This is a genomic window from Proteiniclasticum ruminis DSM 24773, from assembly GCF_000701905.1.
In the GTDB taxonomy this organism is placed as follows: Bacteria; Bacillota; Clostridia; order Clostridiales; family Clostridiaceae; genus Proteiniclasticum; species Proteiniclasticum ruminis.
Genome location: NZ_JNKC01000006.1, coordinates 221,331 through 240,019, shown reverse-complemented (window position 1 = coordinate 240,019; position 18,689 = coordinate 221,331). Strand labels below are relative to the sequence as shown.

Annotated in this window: 12 protein-coding genes and 2 pseudogenes; 2 read left to right on the top strand and 12 right to left on the bottom strand. The window is 43.0% G+C overall.

The genetic code is table 11. From position 1 onward, the window contains the following. The 11 genes and pseudogenes from T487_RS0109320 to T487_RS0109265 form a co-directional block, all read right to left on the bottom strand. Positions 1 to 319 (bottom strand): annotated as a pseudogene (locus T487_RS0109320) (RNA-guided endonuclease TnpB family protein); the annotation flags it as partial. A gap of 26 nt (positions 320 to 345) precedes the next feature. Then, a pseudogene (locus T487_RS16245) lies at positions 346 to 429 on the bottom strand (IS200/IS605 family transposase); the annotation flags it as partial. Positions 430 to 896: 467 nt separating this feature from the next. Beyond that, positions 897 to 1,529, bottom strand: coding sequence for a deoxynucleoside kinase (locus T487_RS0109310; RefSeq protein WP_036909345.1), 633 nt, complete (start codon positions 1,527 to 1,529; stop codon positions 897 to 899). A gap of 298 nt (positions 1,530 to 1,827) precedes the next feature. Continuing rightward, the gene (locus T487_RS0109300; protein WP_031576681.1) at positions 1,828 to 2,988 is read right to left on the bottom strand and encodes an iron-containing alcohol dehydrogenase; all 1,161 of its coding nucleotides are present in this window, start codon (positions 2,986 to 2,988) and stop codon (positions 1,828 to 1,830) included. Next, positions 2,975 to 3,592, bottom strand: a complete 618-nt coding sequence (locus T487_RS0109295; RefSeq protein WP_031576679.1) for an NUDIX hydrolase — start codon at positions 3,590 to 3,592, stop codon at positions 2,975 to 2,977. The genes T487_RS0109300 and T487_RS0109295 overlap by 14 nt, the downstream gene beginning before the upstream one ends. Before the next feature lie 216 nt (positions 3,593 to 3,808). Next, complete coding sequence (locus tag T487_RS0109290; protein WP_242848043.1) at positions 3,809 to 5,194, bottom strand: SLC13 family permease; 1,386 nt, start codon at positions 5,192 to 5,194, stop codon at positions 3,809 to 3,811. Between the two features lie 113 nt (positions 5,195 to 5,307). Then, a complete protein-coding gene (locus T487_RS0109285; RefSeq protein ID WP_031576676.1) occupies positions 5,308 to 6,456 on the bottom strand; it encodes an iron-containing alcohol dehydrogenase in 1,149 nt (382 codons plus the stop codon). Between the two features lie 75 nt (positions 6,457 to 6,531). Then, on the bottom strand, positions 6,532 to 7,317 hold the full coding sequence (locus T487_RS0109280) for a sulfite exporter TauE/SafE family protein (RefSeq protein ID WP_031576674.1): 786 nt from the start codon (positions 7,315 to 7,317) through the stop codon (positions 6,532 to 6,534). Between the two features lie 149 nt (positions 7,318 to 7,466). Then, positions 7,467 to 9,986, bottom strand: coding sequence for a (2S)-3-sulfopropanediol dehydratase (gene hpfG / locus T487_RS0109275; RefSeq protein ID WP_031576672.1), 2,520 nt, complete (start codon positions 9,984 to 9,986; stop codon positions 7,467 to 7,469). A gap of 48 nt (positions 9,987 to 10,034) precedes the next feature. Next, positions 10,035 to 10,985: a (2S)-3-sulfopropanediol dehydratase activating enzyme gene (hpfH, locus tag T487_RS0109270; RefSeq protein ID WP_031576670.1), complete on the bottom strand. Its 951-nt coding sequence runs from the start codon at positions 10,983 to 10,985 to the stop codon at positions 10,035 to 10,037. Between the two features lie 279 nt (positions 10,986 to 11,264). After that, positions 11,265 to 12,395 (bottom strand): helix-turn-helix domain-containing protein, encoded by a 1,131-nt coding sequence (locus T487_RS0109265; RefSeq protein WP_031576669.1) that lies wholly within the window; start codon positions 12,393 to 12,395, stop codon positions 11,265 to 11,267. Between the two features lie 377 nt (positions 12,396 to 12,772). Here T487_RS0109265 and T487_RS0109260 point away from each other — a divergent pair, with 377 nt between their 5' ends. Then, on the top strand, positions 12,773 to 14,089 hold the full coding sequence (locus T487_RS0109260; protein ID WP_031576668.1) for a D-alanyl-D-alanine carboxypeptidase family protein: 1,317 nt from the start codon (positions 12,773 to 12,775) through the stop codon (positions 14,087 to 14,089). 127 nt (positions 14,090 to 14,216) lie between these two features. Beyond that, positions 14,217 to 16,025: a glycoside hydrolase family 10-like protein gene (locus T487_RS15940; protein ID WP_051651632.1), complete on the top strand. Its 1,809-nt coding sequence runs from the start codon at positions 14,217 to 14,219 to the stop codon at positions 16,023 to 16,025. Between the two features lie 90 nt (positions 16,026 to 16,115). Here the strand turns inward: T487_RS15940 and T487_RS0109250 are convergent, their stop codons facing one another. After that, a complete protein-coding gene (locus T487_RS0109250; RefSeq protein WP_031576666.1) occupies positions 16,116 to 18,398 on the bottom strand; it encodes a hypothetical protein in 2,283 nt (760 codons plus the stop codon). Positions 18,399 to 18,689: the final 291 nt, after the last annotated feature.

The window sequence follows — 18,689 nt, the reverse complement described above, 5'->3', positions numbered from 1 at the left end:
TCCAATTTTGATTGTTCCATATGCAAACAGGCTTTTTCAGAACACTACGAATCTTTGTTTTTCTAAACTTTTTGTAGACTGATTTTGCATCTTGTATTGCTTGATTTTTCAATGCACTGGGCAGTGTAGCCAAAACCGTGCCACTTGTATGCTTAATAAGCTCGTCTGCTTCAATACATTCAGAGACAATGGTGTTTATCAAACGAATATATTCGACTGTTGCTGTTTTTAGATGCTCTCGTTGCTCTGATGTTGGAAGCAACTTGGCTTTTACAGTTATTTGCACAGTTTCACCCCTTCGTTTTTTGTTCTTCGACATACCGCCTTATCGTTTCGCTCGATACGTTTCCTGCGGTATCTAGGGCAGAATACAAAATGATACTTGATTAGCGATACAGTTGTTTGAGCTCTTCTATATATTTGGCTCATAAACACAGTGTATCGGTATGAGATTCAAACTGCAATATGTTTGCCACGCAAGCGCCATTCATCCCACGGCTGAAGCCAGGCAAGCTCGGTATGGGCTTTCTGGCGCAATTCCTGTAAACGATATTTCATCTCTTCGGCAAAATTATAACATAAGATGAAGCCTTTGGACCTTTTGGCCGTTTTTATATGACTTTTTCAATAATTTAACAAGTTATTCAAATTATGGAAGAACATTTCTAGAAAACTCATCATTTTTGAGATAAGACCCCAGTTCTATTTCATTTTTCATAGATGGTTTATAATTTCACATTTCATATTGTATCCAACGAAAAGGCTTTTACCACAAAGGGAAAACAGTTTTTCTCCACGGGTGCACATTGTCCTTTTATGCCTTTCACTTCCGAAGAAGGCAAAAGAAAAAGCCCACTTTAAAGAGCGCAGGGCGTTCTCAAAATGAGCTTCTCCTATTATGATTCTGAAATGGCCTTTTTCACCAGATCCATGACTTCTTTTCTATCCTTCTCATTTTCCAGAAGGTCATAGTTCTTCACATCAATGACCAGAAGCTTGGAGAGGTTATACTCCTTGAAATAAGCTTCATACTCCTTGTTCAGCCTCTCCCAGTAGTCTCTTTCCACGATCTGCTCATAGTCTCTTCCGCGCTTCTCAATGCGATGGATGGCGGTGTCCACATCGCATTTGAGATAAATCATGAGCTTTGGGGATTCTATGTGGTCCAGCATATTGACGAGAAGCTCCTGATAAAGATCAAACTCATCCTTTTCCATATCTCCGCCTTCATGGAGAAGCTTTGCAAAGATCACATCCCCATAGATGCTTCTGTCCATGACAGAAGCCGTGAGGTTTTCTCCCGCATCCTTCAGCATCCGGAAACGCCTGTTGAGGAAGAATACCTGCAGTGGAAAGGAATATCTTTTTCTGTCATGGTAGAACTTCTCTAACAGAGGATTATCCGTCACAGGCTCTTCAAAGCCTGGAAGGGAAAGCTCTTCCTTCAATAGATTCATAAAAGTGGTCTTGCCGGAGCCCACCACGCCATCCACAATGATCAGCTCATTGGGGTTATTCTTTTTTATCATATTAAAAAACTCCTTGTACATGAAACAGTCCTTTCAATCCGACTTGATAACTTCGGATCTTATAAATTAAAGCTTTCTCATCTTACCAAAAAATATCAATCCTCATAAGTCTTGAAATTCTTTGAAAGCTGTGAACCCCTTGAAAAAGCACAAAAAGATTCTTTCCATTGTCTTCTCTTCGGTTCTCTTTCTCCCCGCTCTTCCTCAAAGACAAAAAAGAGAAGAGGGTAGGGTCACCCGCCTCTTCTCTTCTTGAAGGAGTCTATACAGTTTTCTGTTCGGGTGTCTCTACCGGTTTTTACAGCGCCAGCTTGTAGATTTCGTAAACATCCTCCGCCTGAAGCTTCATAAGGCTTCCTAGAGGTCCTCTCAGCACTGCATTCTCTGCCATTTCTTTGAGATGTTCTTCTCCGATGTTTCTTTCACTTAAAGAAACCGGTGCACCAATGCTTCTTAAGAATTCCTTGTAGGCCTCAATGGCTGCCAGAGCCTGCTCTCCTTTGTCCTCTTTCACGATGCCGAAGATCTTTTCTCCGAACCGTGCAAATTTCTCCACATCATTTTTATAGACATACTTCATCCAAGCAGGCATCACAATGGAAAGACCTTCCCCGTGTGCTATGTCATAGTATGCAGACACAGAGTGCTCGATGCTGTGGGAAGCCCAGTCTCCTCTACGGCCAAGACCGTTCAGTCCGTTCAGGGCTAAGGTCGCTGCCCAGGCAAGGTTTGCTCTTGCTTCATAGTCTTCCGGATTTTCCAGAAGCACTTTTACAGAAGCCATGGTGGTGCGGATGATGCCTTCTGAGAACTCATCCTGCATCAATGTACCGCTGGTTCCGCCAAAGTAGGCTTCAAACACATGGGTCAAGGTATCCACTGCACCGTTCACCGTCTGGTTTCTTGGGAGTGATTTCTGAACCGATGGGTCCACGATAGAAAGTCTAGGATAGGTGTATTTGGACCCCCATCCCCACTTCTTTTTCTCTTCTTCATTGGTGATGACCCCACCGGAGTTCATCTCCGAGCCTGTTGCAGAAATGGTCAGCACCCCATAGATGGGCAGCGCTTTCTCAGGGTAAACCTTACCTTCATAAAAGTCCCAGGGATTTCCATCATAATAGTAGGCAGCTGCTGAAATCTTGGAGGTATCCAGAACAGATCCTCCTCCCACAGCCACAATGGCATCCACTTTCTCTCTCTTCATAAGATCCACGGTCTCAATGACCTTGGAAAGTACAGGATTGGGCTTTACGCCGTCCATTTCCACATATTCTATGCCATGTTCTTTCAGAGAGCTTACCACCTCATCATAGACGCCATTCTTAAAGATGGATCCTTTTCCATAAAGAAGCAGCACCTTCTTGTCTCCGTATTCCTTAATGTATTTTCCCAGGTCCTTGATGGTCCCCTGTCCAAAGACCAGCCTTGTGGGATTGTGAAAATCAAAATTCAGCATGTGATTCGTCCTCCTTTAATATATCGATGAAACTTTTAACAATTTGGGCGGTGAAGCCCCAGATGACAACGTCTCCGAACTTATAGAAATACTGTTTGTTGGTGGCACGCCTGAAAGGATAGTCTTTGCCATTCTCAATGAGATGGTATGGAAAGTCTTCTCCAAGCTTTGCCGTGAGATCAATCTCATAAATCAGCGGTGTATGCTCCTCAAAAAAAGAAAGAGGAACAAAAATAAGACGCTCCACTTCGTCTGCACTGGGCTGAAACTTTGTGCGGTTTGTCCTCGCCACAAAGGGATACATGGTCTGTCCATAGGGACTTAAGAAATAGTCCATGGGTCCTATGACCTCAATTTCCTCCCGGGAGATGCAAAGCTCCTCCATGGTTTCCCGCACAGCAGCTTCCAGAGGCGACTCTAAAGGCTCGATTCCTCCACCAGGAAGGCAGATGTCTCCAGGCTGGCTCTTCAAAGTGCTGGCTCTCTTTTCCAGAATGAGATGGGGCTCACCCTCCATCTCTGTGAGCAGCAGCATCACCGAGTATTCCCGCCTTTTGCCAATGATTTTCGGTTTTCTGTTACTGAAAATATCCACAGATTTCAAGCTTACACTCACCTCTACCTTAAAATTCTCTTACTATTTCATTATAGACGTTACCGTTATACCTTTCTATTATAATATCCAATTATTACAAAAAATTAAAATGAGCCGTGCAGTGAAGCTACTGCAAGACACATAAAAAAACACCCCTCGGGTGTGAACCCGTGGGATGTTTCCATATAAAACAGCTTCAATCAAACATTAAGCCTGTGATGTTTTTTAAATATAACCTAGTAGATTCCACAAAGGATATATGATAACAATAAATCCAGCGATCATCAAAATCGCCTTCAGACCTTGCTGCTTGATAAAATCACCCATGGGCATCATACCAAAAGCATACATCATAAGATTTCCAGCAGACTGATACGGCAGCAGTAAAATTTCGCAGGAAAATAATAAGATCATGACAACTGCTACAGGATTCATGCCTAAGGATACAGCGATTTGTGCGAAGGGAAGCGAGAGGCCCCCAAGCATAGCAAAGGGTGTCATGAAGAAATTGGCGATGATGCCAAATAGCATGAACGCTATACTGGCAACCAAGGGGCTTTTTCCTGAAAGCAGAGGCAGCGCCACATCTGTCAGAAACTTTCCAAAGCCAACCTCCGCCCCAACAATACCAATCCCAAGACAAGCCGACACAAAGAAAACCATGGGAAAATTAATCTTTTCTGTGATCTTCTTATCCGCAATATTGATTCCTGGAAGAAATGCCCATAGTGGAACTAACATAAACCCATAGGCAGCAGGATAATTTGTGAACCTTGAGGAGAATAGATACACAAGAAGCACAAGCACCATCAGGACGGCATACTTCTCTTTTCGGCTCAGCGGACCCAGATCTTTGTACTTTTTCTTGAAAATATTATTCTGGAACTGTTGGTCCAATTCCTTTGTTTTGTAAGCCTTTAATAAAATCAAAAGAGCAATCACATACAGGAGGAGCCCTACTCCGTTATACTTGAACGTTTCTATCATGGACATGGTATAGTCCCCTTGAACCGTTCTGATGGAGTCTTCAATGAGCGCATAATATCCAGGATAATACAGAAATATGGTAGAACCAGTGGCACCAATGGTGCCAGCAAAACAAAGAAGAGACGACTCCCTTGAAGGCTTCAAATTCATTGCTTTACAAATACCATAAACCAATGCACTGGCCACAAGCCACCCATAACAGAAGGTGACCAGATTCAGCGCAAGCCCTATGAAGAAACATCCAAACACAGCACCTTTATAGGTACCTCCACATTTACTGATCACATAATAGGCGATTCTTTTCAGAAGACCGCATTCCTCCAATATGCAGCTTAGAAGAAGTCCACCAAGGACCATCCAGACGGTAGAACTGGTCCAAGACTGAAAGGCAACCTCCATGGGAACCAGCCCGCTGACATAGTAGAGAGATGGAAGCAGGAAAGCTGCAATCAATTGAGGTAAAAGCTCGAAGGCAATGATCAGTATCACCAGTACTGTAATAACGAAAAACAATCTCAAAGAACTCGTAAAGTTCTGATCTATTGGGATAAGTAAGATGAGTCCAGGTACCAAAAGGCTGATCATCCATTTAGAAAACAACGTAACATTAGATTCAATCCTCACAACAATACTCCTTATAGCAGTAATCAATTCAACCACTTGTCTAATTTATCACAATCCATGGGGAAATAACACTCCAAATTCATCAACAATTTGGAGTGAATTTCCCTACTTCTTTACAGCGCGTTCTTGTACAGTTTCTCTAAATCTCTTACAGTAGATTGCCTTGGGTTGGCTAAAATGTTCGCACTCTTCATTGCATCTTCAGCCATCTCAGAAATCTTCTCTGCCTGAACGCCAACTTGAGATAAGGTTTCTGGAATCCCCAAGTCCTCATTGAGCTTTCGGATTTCATCAATCAGCATGACTGGCACAAAGGACTTTGGTGCAGTTTTTGCTTCTCGGATATAATGATATATCGTCTCATAACGGCCACAATCCGAAAGCGCGTTATATTCTAACACATACGGAAGAAGAATGGCATTGGCAACTCCGTGTGCCACATGAAAATGAGCGCTGACTGGATGGCTTAAGGCATGGACATTTCCAAGCCTTGCCCAGGCAAAGGAGATTCCTGCAAAGTTAGATCCCAGCATCATGGCACTGGCCGCTTCCTCATCTTCTCTGTTGGCCACAAACCTTCTCAGGTTCGCTCCAATAAGCGACATTGCTTTTTCTGCCATGGCATCAGAAAATGGAGTAGCATTTCTGGACAGGTACGCTTCCAAAGCATGAATAAACGCATCAATACCACAGGCAGCCGCAACAGACGCTGGTGCTGTCATAATCAGCTGAGGATCTAAAATCGCATACTTTGGCAGCATTTCATAACTGAATACCGTCATCTTATAGTTTCTCTTCTCGTCTGTAATGACAGCAGAAGCTGTCACTTCGCTTCCTGTACCTGCGGTGGTCGGAATGGCGATCATGGGCAGGATCGGTCCAGGAACTTTGTGATTCCCCTCATAATCGCTGATCTCTCCACCAAAGGTTGCAAGCACACCTACAGCCTTTGCCACATCTATAGGACTTCCTCCCCCAAGCGCAACAATACTTGTAGCGCCAGATTCCTTAAAAGCAGCCGCTGCTGCTTCGACAATGGAAATTGTGGGATTCGGTTTGATGCCAATATAACTGGAACAAAGGATTCCTGCTTTCTTAATAATTTCTTCCACTTTATTCACGACCCCAATCTGAGCCAGTCCAGGATCGGAAATGAGAAAAACATGCTCGGACTGAACTTCATTAAGGATCTGTGGGAGCTTTTCCATGCTCCCAAACCCAAACTCAATATGCTGTGGAACTGTAAATATAAAATTTTTCATCTTAGTGATCTCCTCTAAATTAATATGAACTACTACGCTGCTACTACTTTCTGTGGCCCTATGCTTCTCTGTATCTTAAAGAAGTGTCAACAGATTACGGATCAGCATGTCTCCACCAATGAACAGCAGCACAATATAAACGATCCGCAGAAACTGTTCTCTGTTTATCTTCTTCAGGAATGCCATCCCTATGAAGAAGCCAATGGCTGCCATGGGTAACCCAAACCCTAACGCGCTGAACAAGCGAGGAGTCAGCACACCATTACGGTACTGATTGAATGCATTGTAGGTGTTTAGAACCACCCAGACCATATTCATGGTATTTCTGAACTTCTCCTTCTCTTTCACAGCGGAAATGGTATAAACAGTGATCAGTGGTCCTCCGATGTTGAACGCACCATGGACAACCCCACCCAGAGCAAGACATCCGTAACGCAGTACTTTGGCAATCACTGTATCTGGGGCATCTTCCTGTTCTTGAACTTTGAACACCATTGGCTTAATGATATATTTATAAATATTAATGAGAGCAATGAGTGTAACCATGGCGCCTATGGAGATTCTTGCCGTTGTTTCATCAATCTTGTAGAAGAGATAGTTCCCTAAAAACAAGCCTGGCGCGCATAAAAGAACAATCTTCAAAAGATCTTTCCAAGATACTTCTCTAAAGGACTTCACTGCCAAGTAATAAAGAAATGGAAGGGTAATGAGGGTTCCATAAGGAACTCCTGTTGCTGTTCCAAGGAGCCCATTGGTGACAGGCGCAGCAATGACCGTACATCCAAAGCCTGTAGTCCCCTGAACGAAAAAACCAACAACCTGCATCAGTGCAACCAAAATAAATGTAAATTCAAAAACCATTATTTTCTCCAATCATTATTTTTCATAAAATTTCTTATTGAACACTGAACTTGACTAAATGGGTACCGGCTCTAGTCATAGAATGGAGTCTTCTGTATCTATGGATATCGGGATCCATAACTAGAGCCTGTATCATTTTCTGAATCGATCTAAAAACGGAGTTCTGTTCGCTGGATCAGATCTTTCTGCAGCGGTTCACCCAGCTCTACAAAATAAGCACTGTATCCGGCCACGCGCACCAGCATATCTTTATAGTCTTTTGGGTTCTTCTGAGCAGCCTTCATGGTCTCCGCACTCATGATATTGAACTGGACATGCATGGCTTCTTTTGCGATATACTCCTCAATAAAGCTGATCAGCGTATCTCTGCCTTCAATGCCCGCTACGGCTTCTTGAGGGAACCTCAGATTCATGAGTGTTCCGTTGGTCGCAAGGCTGTGATCTACCTTCGCCAATGAGTTCACGATGGCTGTAGGACCGTTGATGTCATGTGAACCGCCATCTGTATGCACTGGCCCCATGTTGTCTGAAATGGGTTCAAATGCTTTTCTGCCATCCAAAGATGCATTGGTGTTCAGTCCCATGGCCACATTGGCATTTACAGAATACACGCCAGGACTGTACTCTCCACCTCTTGGTGTTTTCCTTCCACGAATGGTTCTGCAGTAACACTCAAACATATACTTGAAGAGATCATCTGCATAATCATCATCATTTCCATAGTGGTGGACCTTTGAACTGTTGACCGTTGCATAAAGGATTTCATGACCCACCCAGTTGTCCTTGATTGCGTTAAGGAGTTCTTCCCCTGTAAATCGCTTTTCATCAAAAACCAGCTGCTTGATACTGGAAAGAGAATCTGCACAAGTGGCCATGCCACTTGCTTGTGGTCCAATTCCATTATACTTGGCTCCCCCTTCTGTCAGGTCCTTTCCTGATTCGAGGCAGTCTTCAAAGAACGCCGACACATAGGGTACTGGTTTCAATGCTCTGTGGGTATAATCAATGATATTTAAACTGCTGCACATTTGGTCACACCAGTAATCAAACTGATGATCCACGCTGGAAAGAACCTCATCAAAGCTCTCATAGGTCAAAAGACTGCCTGTGTCCGGCCCCAGCTTCTCTCCTATCTTTCCACAACGTTCCCATCTGGCACAGTGTGGACCACAGTCCAGACATCTGCCACCATTGACGACCATTTCCATCATTTTTGGGGTATTCACATAGGCGGCATCATGCCACCCATATTCTTTTCCTGGAAGACTCAATTCTACACAGCCGATGACTGCATAGTCTCTTGCTTCTTCCAGTGTCATTCCCTTGCTCATCATGGCTTTGATGGAAGGTGCATCATTAAATATCTTAGGATGTCCGTAACCCGCCCGGATGCACTCTACCGTTTTCACTTTCAGCTCATAAGGAGTATGTTCATGCATTCTGACACAAACCCAAGGATTCATCATTCTTGTGTGCGCTGAGCCTTCAAGCATCAGCATCGTAAGATCGTTGGTTGCATCCTTTCCACTGCGGTCCACACCGCCTATGGTAAGACTTTCTCCTCCAAAACCTCTTCCATTTCTAACAAGCACTGTTCCTTTGTCTTTGAGTTTTGTTGGATTGTTCATCTTGACATACTGGACTTCAATCAGCTCTAGGGCAAATTCTTTGGATATTCTGTGATTCTCCATGTCAGATTCATAATAAGGATATAGCCACTGGTCCATACGGCCATAGGAGATGGAGTGTCCATTGCTTTCAATCTGAATCAGTGTCGTAGCAAAGTTAAACAGCTGAAGTGCCTGCCAGAAGGTTTTAGGTGCGCCTCCAGCAATGGCTTTGCAGTTTTCAGCCATCTGAAGCAGTTCTTCTTTTCTCTTCTGCCTACTTTCAGTGGCTGCCATTTCCACTGCAAGGCTTCCATACCGTGCAATATATTTTTTGGCTGCCTCATGCATAATGATCATGGCCTTATAGAAATCCCGTTTTTCTCCATATTCAGGATCTTTTTTATCCAGGTTTTCATATTTTTTCGCTGCAATGTCAATGAGACCGTCATATCCTACCGCCATAAGCTTTGCATAATCTATGGCAAGATGTCCCGCACCCGCATAATGGTATAAATTTGTCTGGAATATTTTCTTCCCCAGCTGCGAACCCTTCGTCTGCTCTTCTTCCAGTCTCTTGTTGACCTTATCTTCAATGGTTCTACCCTGCCAGTACTTACAAAGTTCCACGATTTCTTTTCTTTCTTCGTCATTTCTGATATAAAACTGATCATGTGCTCTTTCCTCAAAAGGAGAATTGAGAATTTCATCGATGATCCAGTTCACAGAGAACTCCGGATAAATAGGGGAAGCCTTTGCAGGTGCAGCAATCTCTCCCAAAATCAGATCATCCTCATAAATATGTAATGTAGAATGAAGCAAAACATTTTCAAAAGCATAAGCACATTGTAGTTTTTGTGGTAGTGTTTCATTCTTCCTGTAGGACTCTGTTACAAGCCGTAAGCGTTCCACATCAATTTCGTAAGGTCTGTCCAAAAAGACCTTTCTCAATCGGTTTACTCTTTCAAAGGGAGACCACTCCTTATGATTGACCTCATACCCTAAGCTGTAGGTCTGATCAAAAGGTTCTGTACCACTGGCCTTTATTCTTTCCATCTGCATCAATAATCCTCCTTAGATTCTGTTCTTATATATGTGCATTGTAATCATTTAATTCTTTTCTTTTGTACCAACCTGACAGTGAATGCCTCTTTGGTTCATATATGCTGAAATATCAGCGATCTTTTTCTGAAACACATCCCGGTCAAACTCAATCCCCTCCATGGGGTAGGGTATTCCTAAAGATGTGTATTTCTCCTGTCCTAAGCGCATATAACTCAGAAGCTGAAGCGTTCGAACTCGATTTCCTAACTCGTTTAAAATAAAATCCGCTGTAGCTTCCATATTCACCATGTCATCATTGACCTCTGGAATCACAGGAACTCTTAAAATCAGCTCAAGATGATTCTCCGACAGCTTTTTCAGATTCCGAAGTATTTTATCGTTTGATACTCTTGTGTACTGCTTATGAATCCGTGAATCCATGTGCTTGATGTCCGAAATGAGGAGGTCTGTATAGGGTAGAATCTTCTCTATTTTGCTCCACTCTCCGTAGAACGTCGATTCCAAACAGGTATGGATTCCTTCGGCCTTGCAGGCTTTAAAAAGATCCGCTACAAAATCGCTTTGAAGAAGGGGCTCCCCTCCAGATACTGTGATCCCACCGCCGGAACGGTCATAGTAACCTCTATCTTTCCTGATGATGGTCATACATTCTTCCACAGACAGTTCATACCCCCATGCTTTTATAGCTTCTGAAGGGCATAGATCTGCACATTTTAAGCACTCGGCACAGTTTTCTTCTTTGATCTGCACCAGCTGACCCTCATTAAACTTCAGTGCATCATGGCTACTGCAAACGGATTTGCATAATCCGCACTTATCCTCACCGATACATTTGCTGGAATAAACACCCAGCTGGATCTTTGGCGAGAAGCTTTCGGGATTACCGCACCACTTACATCTCAAAGGACACCCTTTTAAAAATAATTCTGTCCTCACACCCGGTCCATCGTGAATTGTAAAACGTTGGATGTTGAAAATGACTCCTTTGTTTGACAATTTCGTATCACCTCCCTTACAGAATTCAGTGTACCAAAGTTAATATTTTAACAATATAAGCCATTCGGCGTATTTGTTATAGGGAATCCTCCCTATTTCGTTTTTTGACCACTGAAATCCACTTCGCCTGCTGATGAGGGACAGATGGGAGAATTCCCATGAAACCTTTGAAAACCGAGATCATTCCGGAAAATAAATAAAACCTGGATTTCTCCAGGTTCAGTAGGTATGAACTGTTTTAGTTTGGGTTTTATCAAACTTCATCAGTGATTCTGTATTCTATTTGTCAAAGTTTTCTTCATCCATTAGCTTAAACAGCTGATATCTATTCTGAATCTCGCACTTAAGGTAGATGTTCTGTACGTGCTTTTTGACGGTATGATAACTGACCACAAGACTGTCTGCAATGGCTTTATAGGTCATCCCCTCATAAAGAAGCTCCGCCACCTTATGTTCTGTAACCGTAAGAGGCAGCTCTCTTCGGCCATGGTCCTGCTTTTCTTTTTCTTCTATCTTTGATATGGTAATCCAATGATAGCGGTCGATGATTCCATTAGAGTAACATTGATCGTACGTATAAATTTTAAAAACGTAGTTTCTGATGACCCTTGTTTGGACACTGTCTTCCATCTGCTCCTGACCTTGGCCTCCCAACAAAAAAGGCAGCCACGTACAAGGGCTTTCTCTGGAGAGATCTTCTTCTATGCTTGTCCCTAAAATATCTTTCAGGTAGACCTTAGCAAGCTCATTGCTGCTGAGAATATGCATGAAGTCATCCGTAACCAAATATGCTTTTTCACCAGAAGCTATGATTTCACTTTGAATATTGGATACAATTTTCGTTTGCTCATGTTTCTTAAAGTTCTTATAGGAGTTTGCAACATATACATAGATCTTCCTTAATGATTGGACTTCCTCTTCACTGAAATCTCCTTGTTCTGCTGTCTTAAAAAACGTAACCTGTATGTACGCATTGATGCCAAAGGCCATGCTTAGAGAATACTTCATGTTAAAGTGAGACTGTAAAAACTGAGCATGGGGAGAATCATCATATTGGTCTTTACCTAAGATATCTGTAGCCACATACAGTCTTGGTTCAATATTGAAATATGTTAATCTGTCTTTCACGGCTTCTTGGAATATGATATGGCGAATCAGATCTTTATCTATATACGCTCTGTACGGATGGGTATTCGAATCCATCATCACACCATTCTTGCTGGTCCAAGAAAGAAAATCCCCTTTTGTATCATAATAGGAGATCAGTGCATTCTGAAGATGAAAATTCCGATCCAAAGCGTCCAGCAGAACACAACTGAAGAATTCCCGCGCTGAAATCTGATGCTCTGATATTTCCGTAAAAAAATTAACATCGCTTCCTGTGTTTTCCGAAGTCTTGCTGTAGTTCATTGATGAAACCCTCTCTAAAACTCTGCTATTCCACGTTTTCCTCAGTCGATCCAAATTTTAATCGATAGGACAATCTCGACTCTCAACACAAAGTTCCCTTTTTTATCTTAATTTTATCAAACTCTCCCTCTTTTGTCTAACAGCATTGTTTTTGAATACCCTTCTCCTGTTTTTGATGCATTTCAGAATGTTTCCCCTTTTCTTCCAAATGATAAGATTATCTTAAGAAATTCATAGGATTAATTCCATAGAAAAGGATGATAAGTTCATCTGTTTTACGTTATAATGTTTACAGGCTTTGATACGCCTTGTGAAATCATATGAATGATATAACTTGTTAACACATAGAAATGGTACTACGTTCTGGAGGAGATTATATGAAAAAGACGCACTTTAAAATCCCAGCATTGATCCTCATGCTACTTCTTCTGTTCCCCGCTATGACAGCTCGTGCAGAAATGCCGGAGATCAATGGTTCCTCATCCATCACCTTTGATCTGGACACCAAAGAACTCATCTATACTAAAGACATTGACCGCAAGGTCTATCCGGCGTCTATCACCAAGCTTTTAACAGCCCTGGTCTTTTCAGATGAGTACTCAGCGAAGAAAACAGAGTATCTCACCTATCCCCAGGAAGGGAAACTGGTGGTGCCGAACGCCATCTACTGGAACCTGAAAAACATCCCAGTGGGGACAGAATTTTCCGCAGATGATATGATGCATGCACTGCTTCTTTCGTCCTTTAATGATGCTTCTGTTGTGGTGGCCCTTAATGTGGCAGAATCAGAAGCGGCTTTTGCAGAGCTCATGAATGAGAAAGCAAAAGAAATCGGCATGATGAACTCAAACTTCGTCAACGCCTCCGGTCTTCATGATGACAATCACTACACCACCGCTTATGACCTGATGTTTCTTCTGGAGGCTGCCTACAATGATCCTTGGATCCGGGAGGTTTCCAGCAAGCAGTCCTATGACCTGAAAACCAAAGATCAGACCTTGGGCCTCATTGAAAGCACCAACAAGCACATTGGACTCCATGGGAACATCATGGGTAAAACAGGATACACCGAGCAGGCAGGCAGATGCTTTGCCGGGATCTACCAAAGAGACGGCAGAACCCTAGGAAGCATCATCCTCAACTCTCAAAATGATGGCGTGAACATTCTCGTCTTTGATGACATCCTGAAAGTTGTGGACAGCGCTTTTGAAGAAGATAAGGTCATCAAACTCTCCAAAGCCGAAGAAGTCGGTGTCATCACCGTATCCTACAAGCCATATTTCATCCTGGGTCCCACCAAGGAAATGGAAGTCCCTGTGAAAGCAGAAGACACCATCTCCTACTACGGAAACGGCGTCAACATCAGTGAGTCCGAACTGGTCCTCACCTACAAGGATGTCACAGCCAAAGAGGTAAAAGTGGACTCTATCGTAGGGGAAGCTTCCATCAAAGAACGCCTTGTGGAAAAGAAAGTGAACCTTCTCTCCACGGTGGATGTGAATAAAAGGATCCTCAAAACCCATCTGCTCAGCTATATCCTCATTGTCCTTGTAAGCATCACTCTCACCGTGACCATTCTTGTCGTCACCATCAAGAGGCGAAGAAGAAAGCTTGCCAGAAGACGAAGGATTGAAGCAGCCAGAAAGAACAAGCGCTATGTGGATGAGAGAAGCAAGAAAAGCTTTCTAGAATAGAAAATACCGGGACCGAAAGAATCGGTCCCTTTCTTTTCACAAAAATGTCACTCTTTCCCAGACATTTTGTGCAATACTGTATGCGTATGGAAACAAGATGAAACACGACCCTGCGAGGTGAAACTATATGACTCCTACAGAAGACAAGGATAAGATTCTTCAGTACCCTGAAGAGCTGTCCATCCCAAAAAAGAAAAGAAAGAATACAGCATTTCTGACGTTTCTGAGCTTCCTTCTGGTCTCTGCACTCCTTCTAGCCTGCGGCGAGCTCTTTCAAAGCGATCCGGATCCCATACCCTTGCCACCACCAGAAACGGAAGTGGAAACCCCCTCTGAACCTGACGCGGAAGAGAATCCCTACACCCTTCTGCCCGTAGAGAAAGACGAGGACAGCGGGAAATACGCTTTCCGCTCCGCGTGGATGGCCTCTGTGAGGAACCTGGACTTCCCAAAATCCCAGGGCATGACCCTGGATGCGCTGAAGCGCTCCTTTGAAAGAAATCTGGATCTCTATGAGCTCTACAGAATGAATGCCGTAATCCTTCAGGTGCGTCCTTCCGGTGACGCTTTATACACTTCCGAACTGAATCCTCCTTCCATCTACGTCACAGGAGATGTCACAAAAGGCCTCCCCACAGACATTTTGGCCTACGCCGTGGATGCTGCCCATGAAAGAGGCATGGAGTTTCATGCCTGGTTTAACCCCTTCCGGGTCACCGTGGATAAAATGCCGGACCTGACCACGGAAGAGATCCTCAACACATTGTCCGAGAAAAGCTACGCAAGGCTTCACCCTGAGAAGGTGCTTCGCTTTGATGACAGGCTGTTTCTTGACCCCGGAGACCCCGAAGTAAGAACCTTCGTCATAGAAAGCATCATGGAAGTGGTGAGGAAGTATGATATTGATGCAGTGCATCTGGATGACTACTTCTATCCCTACAGAAGCTCCAGGGTGAATGAAGATGGGGAGACGGTTCCCTACTACTTCGGAGAGGATGGAGAGGACTTAAAAACCTTTGAAACCCATAAAGGTGATTTCATAGACATCAACGAGTGGAGACGAAACAACACCTACGAGTTTATGAAAGAGCTCAGCCACAGAGTCCATGACCAGAAACCCTATGTAAAAGTAGGACTCAGTCCCTTTGGCATTTGGGGGCACAGTGAGGAAACTGATGGCCTCGGCTCAGATACCCCAACAGACAGTTCGGAAACCTATCATCACAGCATCTTTCTAGACTCCAGAAAACTCGTCCAAGAAAATATTGTGGACTATATTGTGCCACAAATCTACTGGACCTTTGAAGAAACTGCCGCTCCCTTTGGAACCTTAGCCAGGTGGTGGAATGATGTGGCAGAGGGAACCAAGGTGGATCTTTATATCGGCCATGCAAACTACAAGCTCTATGAGAACATCAAAGATCCAAACTGGTCCCAGGAGAGCGTACTCACAGATCAGATGGCTTACACAAACACTCTGAATAATATAAGAGGAAGCGTCTTCTTCAGGCTGGGATATCTCGCAGAAAACAGTGGAGAGTTCTCAGGCGCTGGGCTCGAAAACCTCAGAAAAAACAATGAGAACATCAAAAGCTACTTCAGTTCAATGGCCGTGGTGCCAGTAAACCGGAATCTCCCGGAAACCATGCCGGAAGAGCCCAAAAAGGTCACACTGAAAAACAATATCCTTACATTTCAGGACGGCTACGAGGGCTTTGAAGAAAAAGACAAGACCCGGTACTTCATGGTCTACCAGTTTTCTAAAGGAGACCTGAACACAGAAAACCCTGCTTACCTTTTCAAGAAGATTCCTGTGGTGTCAGGGACAAAAACCTACAGCCTCAATCATCTGGACACAGAAAACTACACCTATGGCGTATCCGCTTTCACCAGGCTTCATGAAGAGAGCAGCGTGGTGTTACCCCTCAATGATTGACAAACAGAATATCGCTCACAAAGAAGTCCACCCAATCATTTCGATTGTGGTGGACTTCTTTATTTTGATTTCTTCTGTTTAGATAGAAGATCAGGCTAATTCTTTTGTAAGAGTATACTCTGCTTCTATGTACTTATTCATCGCTTCATCCATCATATCCGCTGTGATTCTCTTTCTCTTCCCAAGAATAATCACTGCTGCTTCTTCCACCAGGTTCTCCCGGGCATAGTTCCTTACATTCTGGCTTGCATACATATCTCGAAGCACATGAGGAAGTTCAGGATTACCCATAGTCATAGAAAGCATCTCAGCAAACTCCTCTTTCTTTAGGTTCATGAGCATCACACAGTCGATGAACTCTTCTTTCAGAACCTGAAACATTTCTTTTGCATCATCCTCAATAAATTCATCCAGAACACTTTTTGCGATGAATCCACCAACAGCACCTCCAACCACCGCACCTACAACGGGCATGAACGTATTACCGATGGCTGCTCCGGCAATCGCCGCTGAGCTGGTTGTGGCATTTTTAAATAACTGCTTTGTTGAAATTCTGCCCACCATCGTACGAGCGATGTCTGGACCAAAGGTAAACGCGAACATAACTCCTGAGGATATAACCATCTTCCCATCAATTTTCTGGAGTTGAAGTTTGTTTCCCAAGGTAGATCTTGCCAGTGTAGATCCTTTTATATCCCGTGCCAGCTTCTCTGATGCGATATAGGCAGGATTCAGGATGGTGCTGTATCCCGTTCCATTCAAAATACCGTCCAGGGTATGACCCTTGAAATAATTAACAAACTCTTTCCTGGAGAGCTGCATAGAAAGCACATAGATTGCGGTTCCTCTTCCCATCACCTTGGCTGATACCTTCACACTGGAAGCAATGGAATCTTCAAGACTTGCTCCAGCCCATATATTCGTTGCAAAGTTCATGAGTGCGCTGATTCCACCAGCATAGGCACAGGTAATCACACCATTGGCTGTATCAACTACAAGCCCTTCAATCGTACCGCCTTTTGCTACTCTTTGAGATTCCAGATAGGTCAGCAATCCTTTCGCAATGATCTTTGTTGCTTTTGTTCCCTTGGGGAGATCTTTGATTTCACCATTATCGATTTTTCTCTGAAGATCATTGACCACTTTTTTGTACTGCTCTCTAGGCACTTCAATACGCATGGGTTTTCCCTCTGAGTTCCAATACCTCAAACGATCATGATCAATAATTTCTCCAAGAGTACTGGATGCAGACCTGCAGTATTTTGTTTGGATCTCGACCCCGTTGACTATACGGTCTGCACCATTTTTCACCTGACGTCCATCTACAAGTTTTTGGCCAGCATTCTGAACAGATTTTCCTCTTAGCTTATCCATGGTGTTATTTCCATACTCCGCCCCATATCCATGTCCCTGACGACCATTCATCAGATTTTTTAGCTCTCCATACTGTCCGGCCATACTATGCATCGCTCCAACAGTACCCGCGTTTGTCAGTATATCATTACTGTAACTCTCGTTCTGATTTTTCGAAAAAGTCTCTTCTACCTCTTTCAATGCATTTTTATAGTTGATACCATCTGAAATGGTATCATCAGAAATGTTCTCTTTTAAAAGAGACAGCGTGAACCTATTATTGATCAAAAATTTGCAAAGTTCGTCTATAACTTCCAGTGGAATTGAACATTCTCCCCGCCTCAAACGGACTCCTGATAAATCATTGTAAATGAGTGTAAGTATGTCCTCATGGAGATTCGTCACGAACAGACCTTTGAATCGGATATCAAAAAGATCCACACCATATTCTCTTTTCTTACTGTCCAATAAGTACTGATTGGACAGATAAATCCCTCCAAGGGTTACAATCATGCCATATTCGCGTAGCTCCTCATCCTCCAAGCTTCTTTTTGGTGAATAATAGAGCACCTCTTCCAACTCTATGCTCTTCTCAAAATAATTCAGAAAATTATTCGCCCTACCGTAAGGTATCGTTTCTCCAAAATATATCTGCGTATTGGCATCTGTTTTAGCAATGGACTCAGGTACCCCATCAAACATTTTATAGATTTCTGAGTAGGAAAATCTTGGTGCATGCTGACTCTCCCATTCCTTAATCTGATTTTTAATCAGCCCATTGCCAAGATTGTTTTTCAAATTCTTATAAAATCTCAATAGAAATGGAGAAAATAAAAATAAAGCTACAATCCAGCTAAATCCAAAGTTCATTCCATGGGCATAGAACAAAATCAGCATGAATAGAAAGTACTTCACTCTTGCTGATGATGAGGTATTGAACTTTTTCACCCCATTCCGAATACCTTGCACGATCAGCCAGATGACACCTACAAAAAAAATAATTCCAATAATCCACCACATACTAGATCCTCCTCCGTTTATACATATATTATCCAATGAATAGATTGGATAATCAAATAATTTATCTGAGTTATTCTGACCTAATACAACCTAAACATATTCATGAATTTATTCCAATATTTAATTATACTTATGGATTATCTGGCTTTTTTCATAAACAGTTGATATTCCTCTTCATCGTATTTGATTTACTTTACTAGTTTTTCTTTTTCTTCGATAGTATCTATCTTTTCATTCATTTGCGCAAAAACCCCCTCTGTTCTTAAAAAGAACTGGAGGGGGTTTTATTCT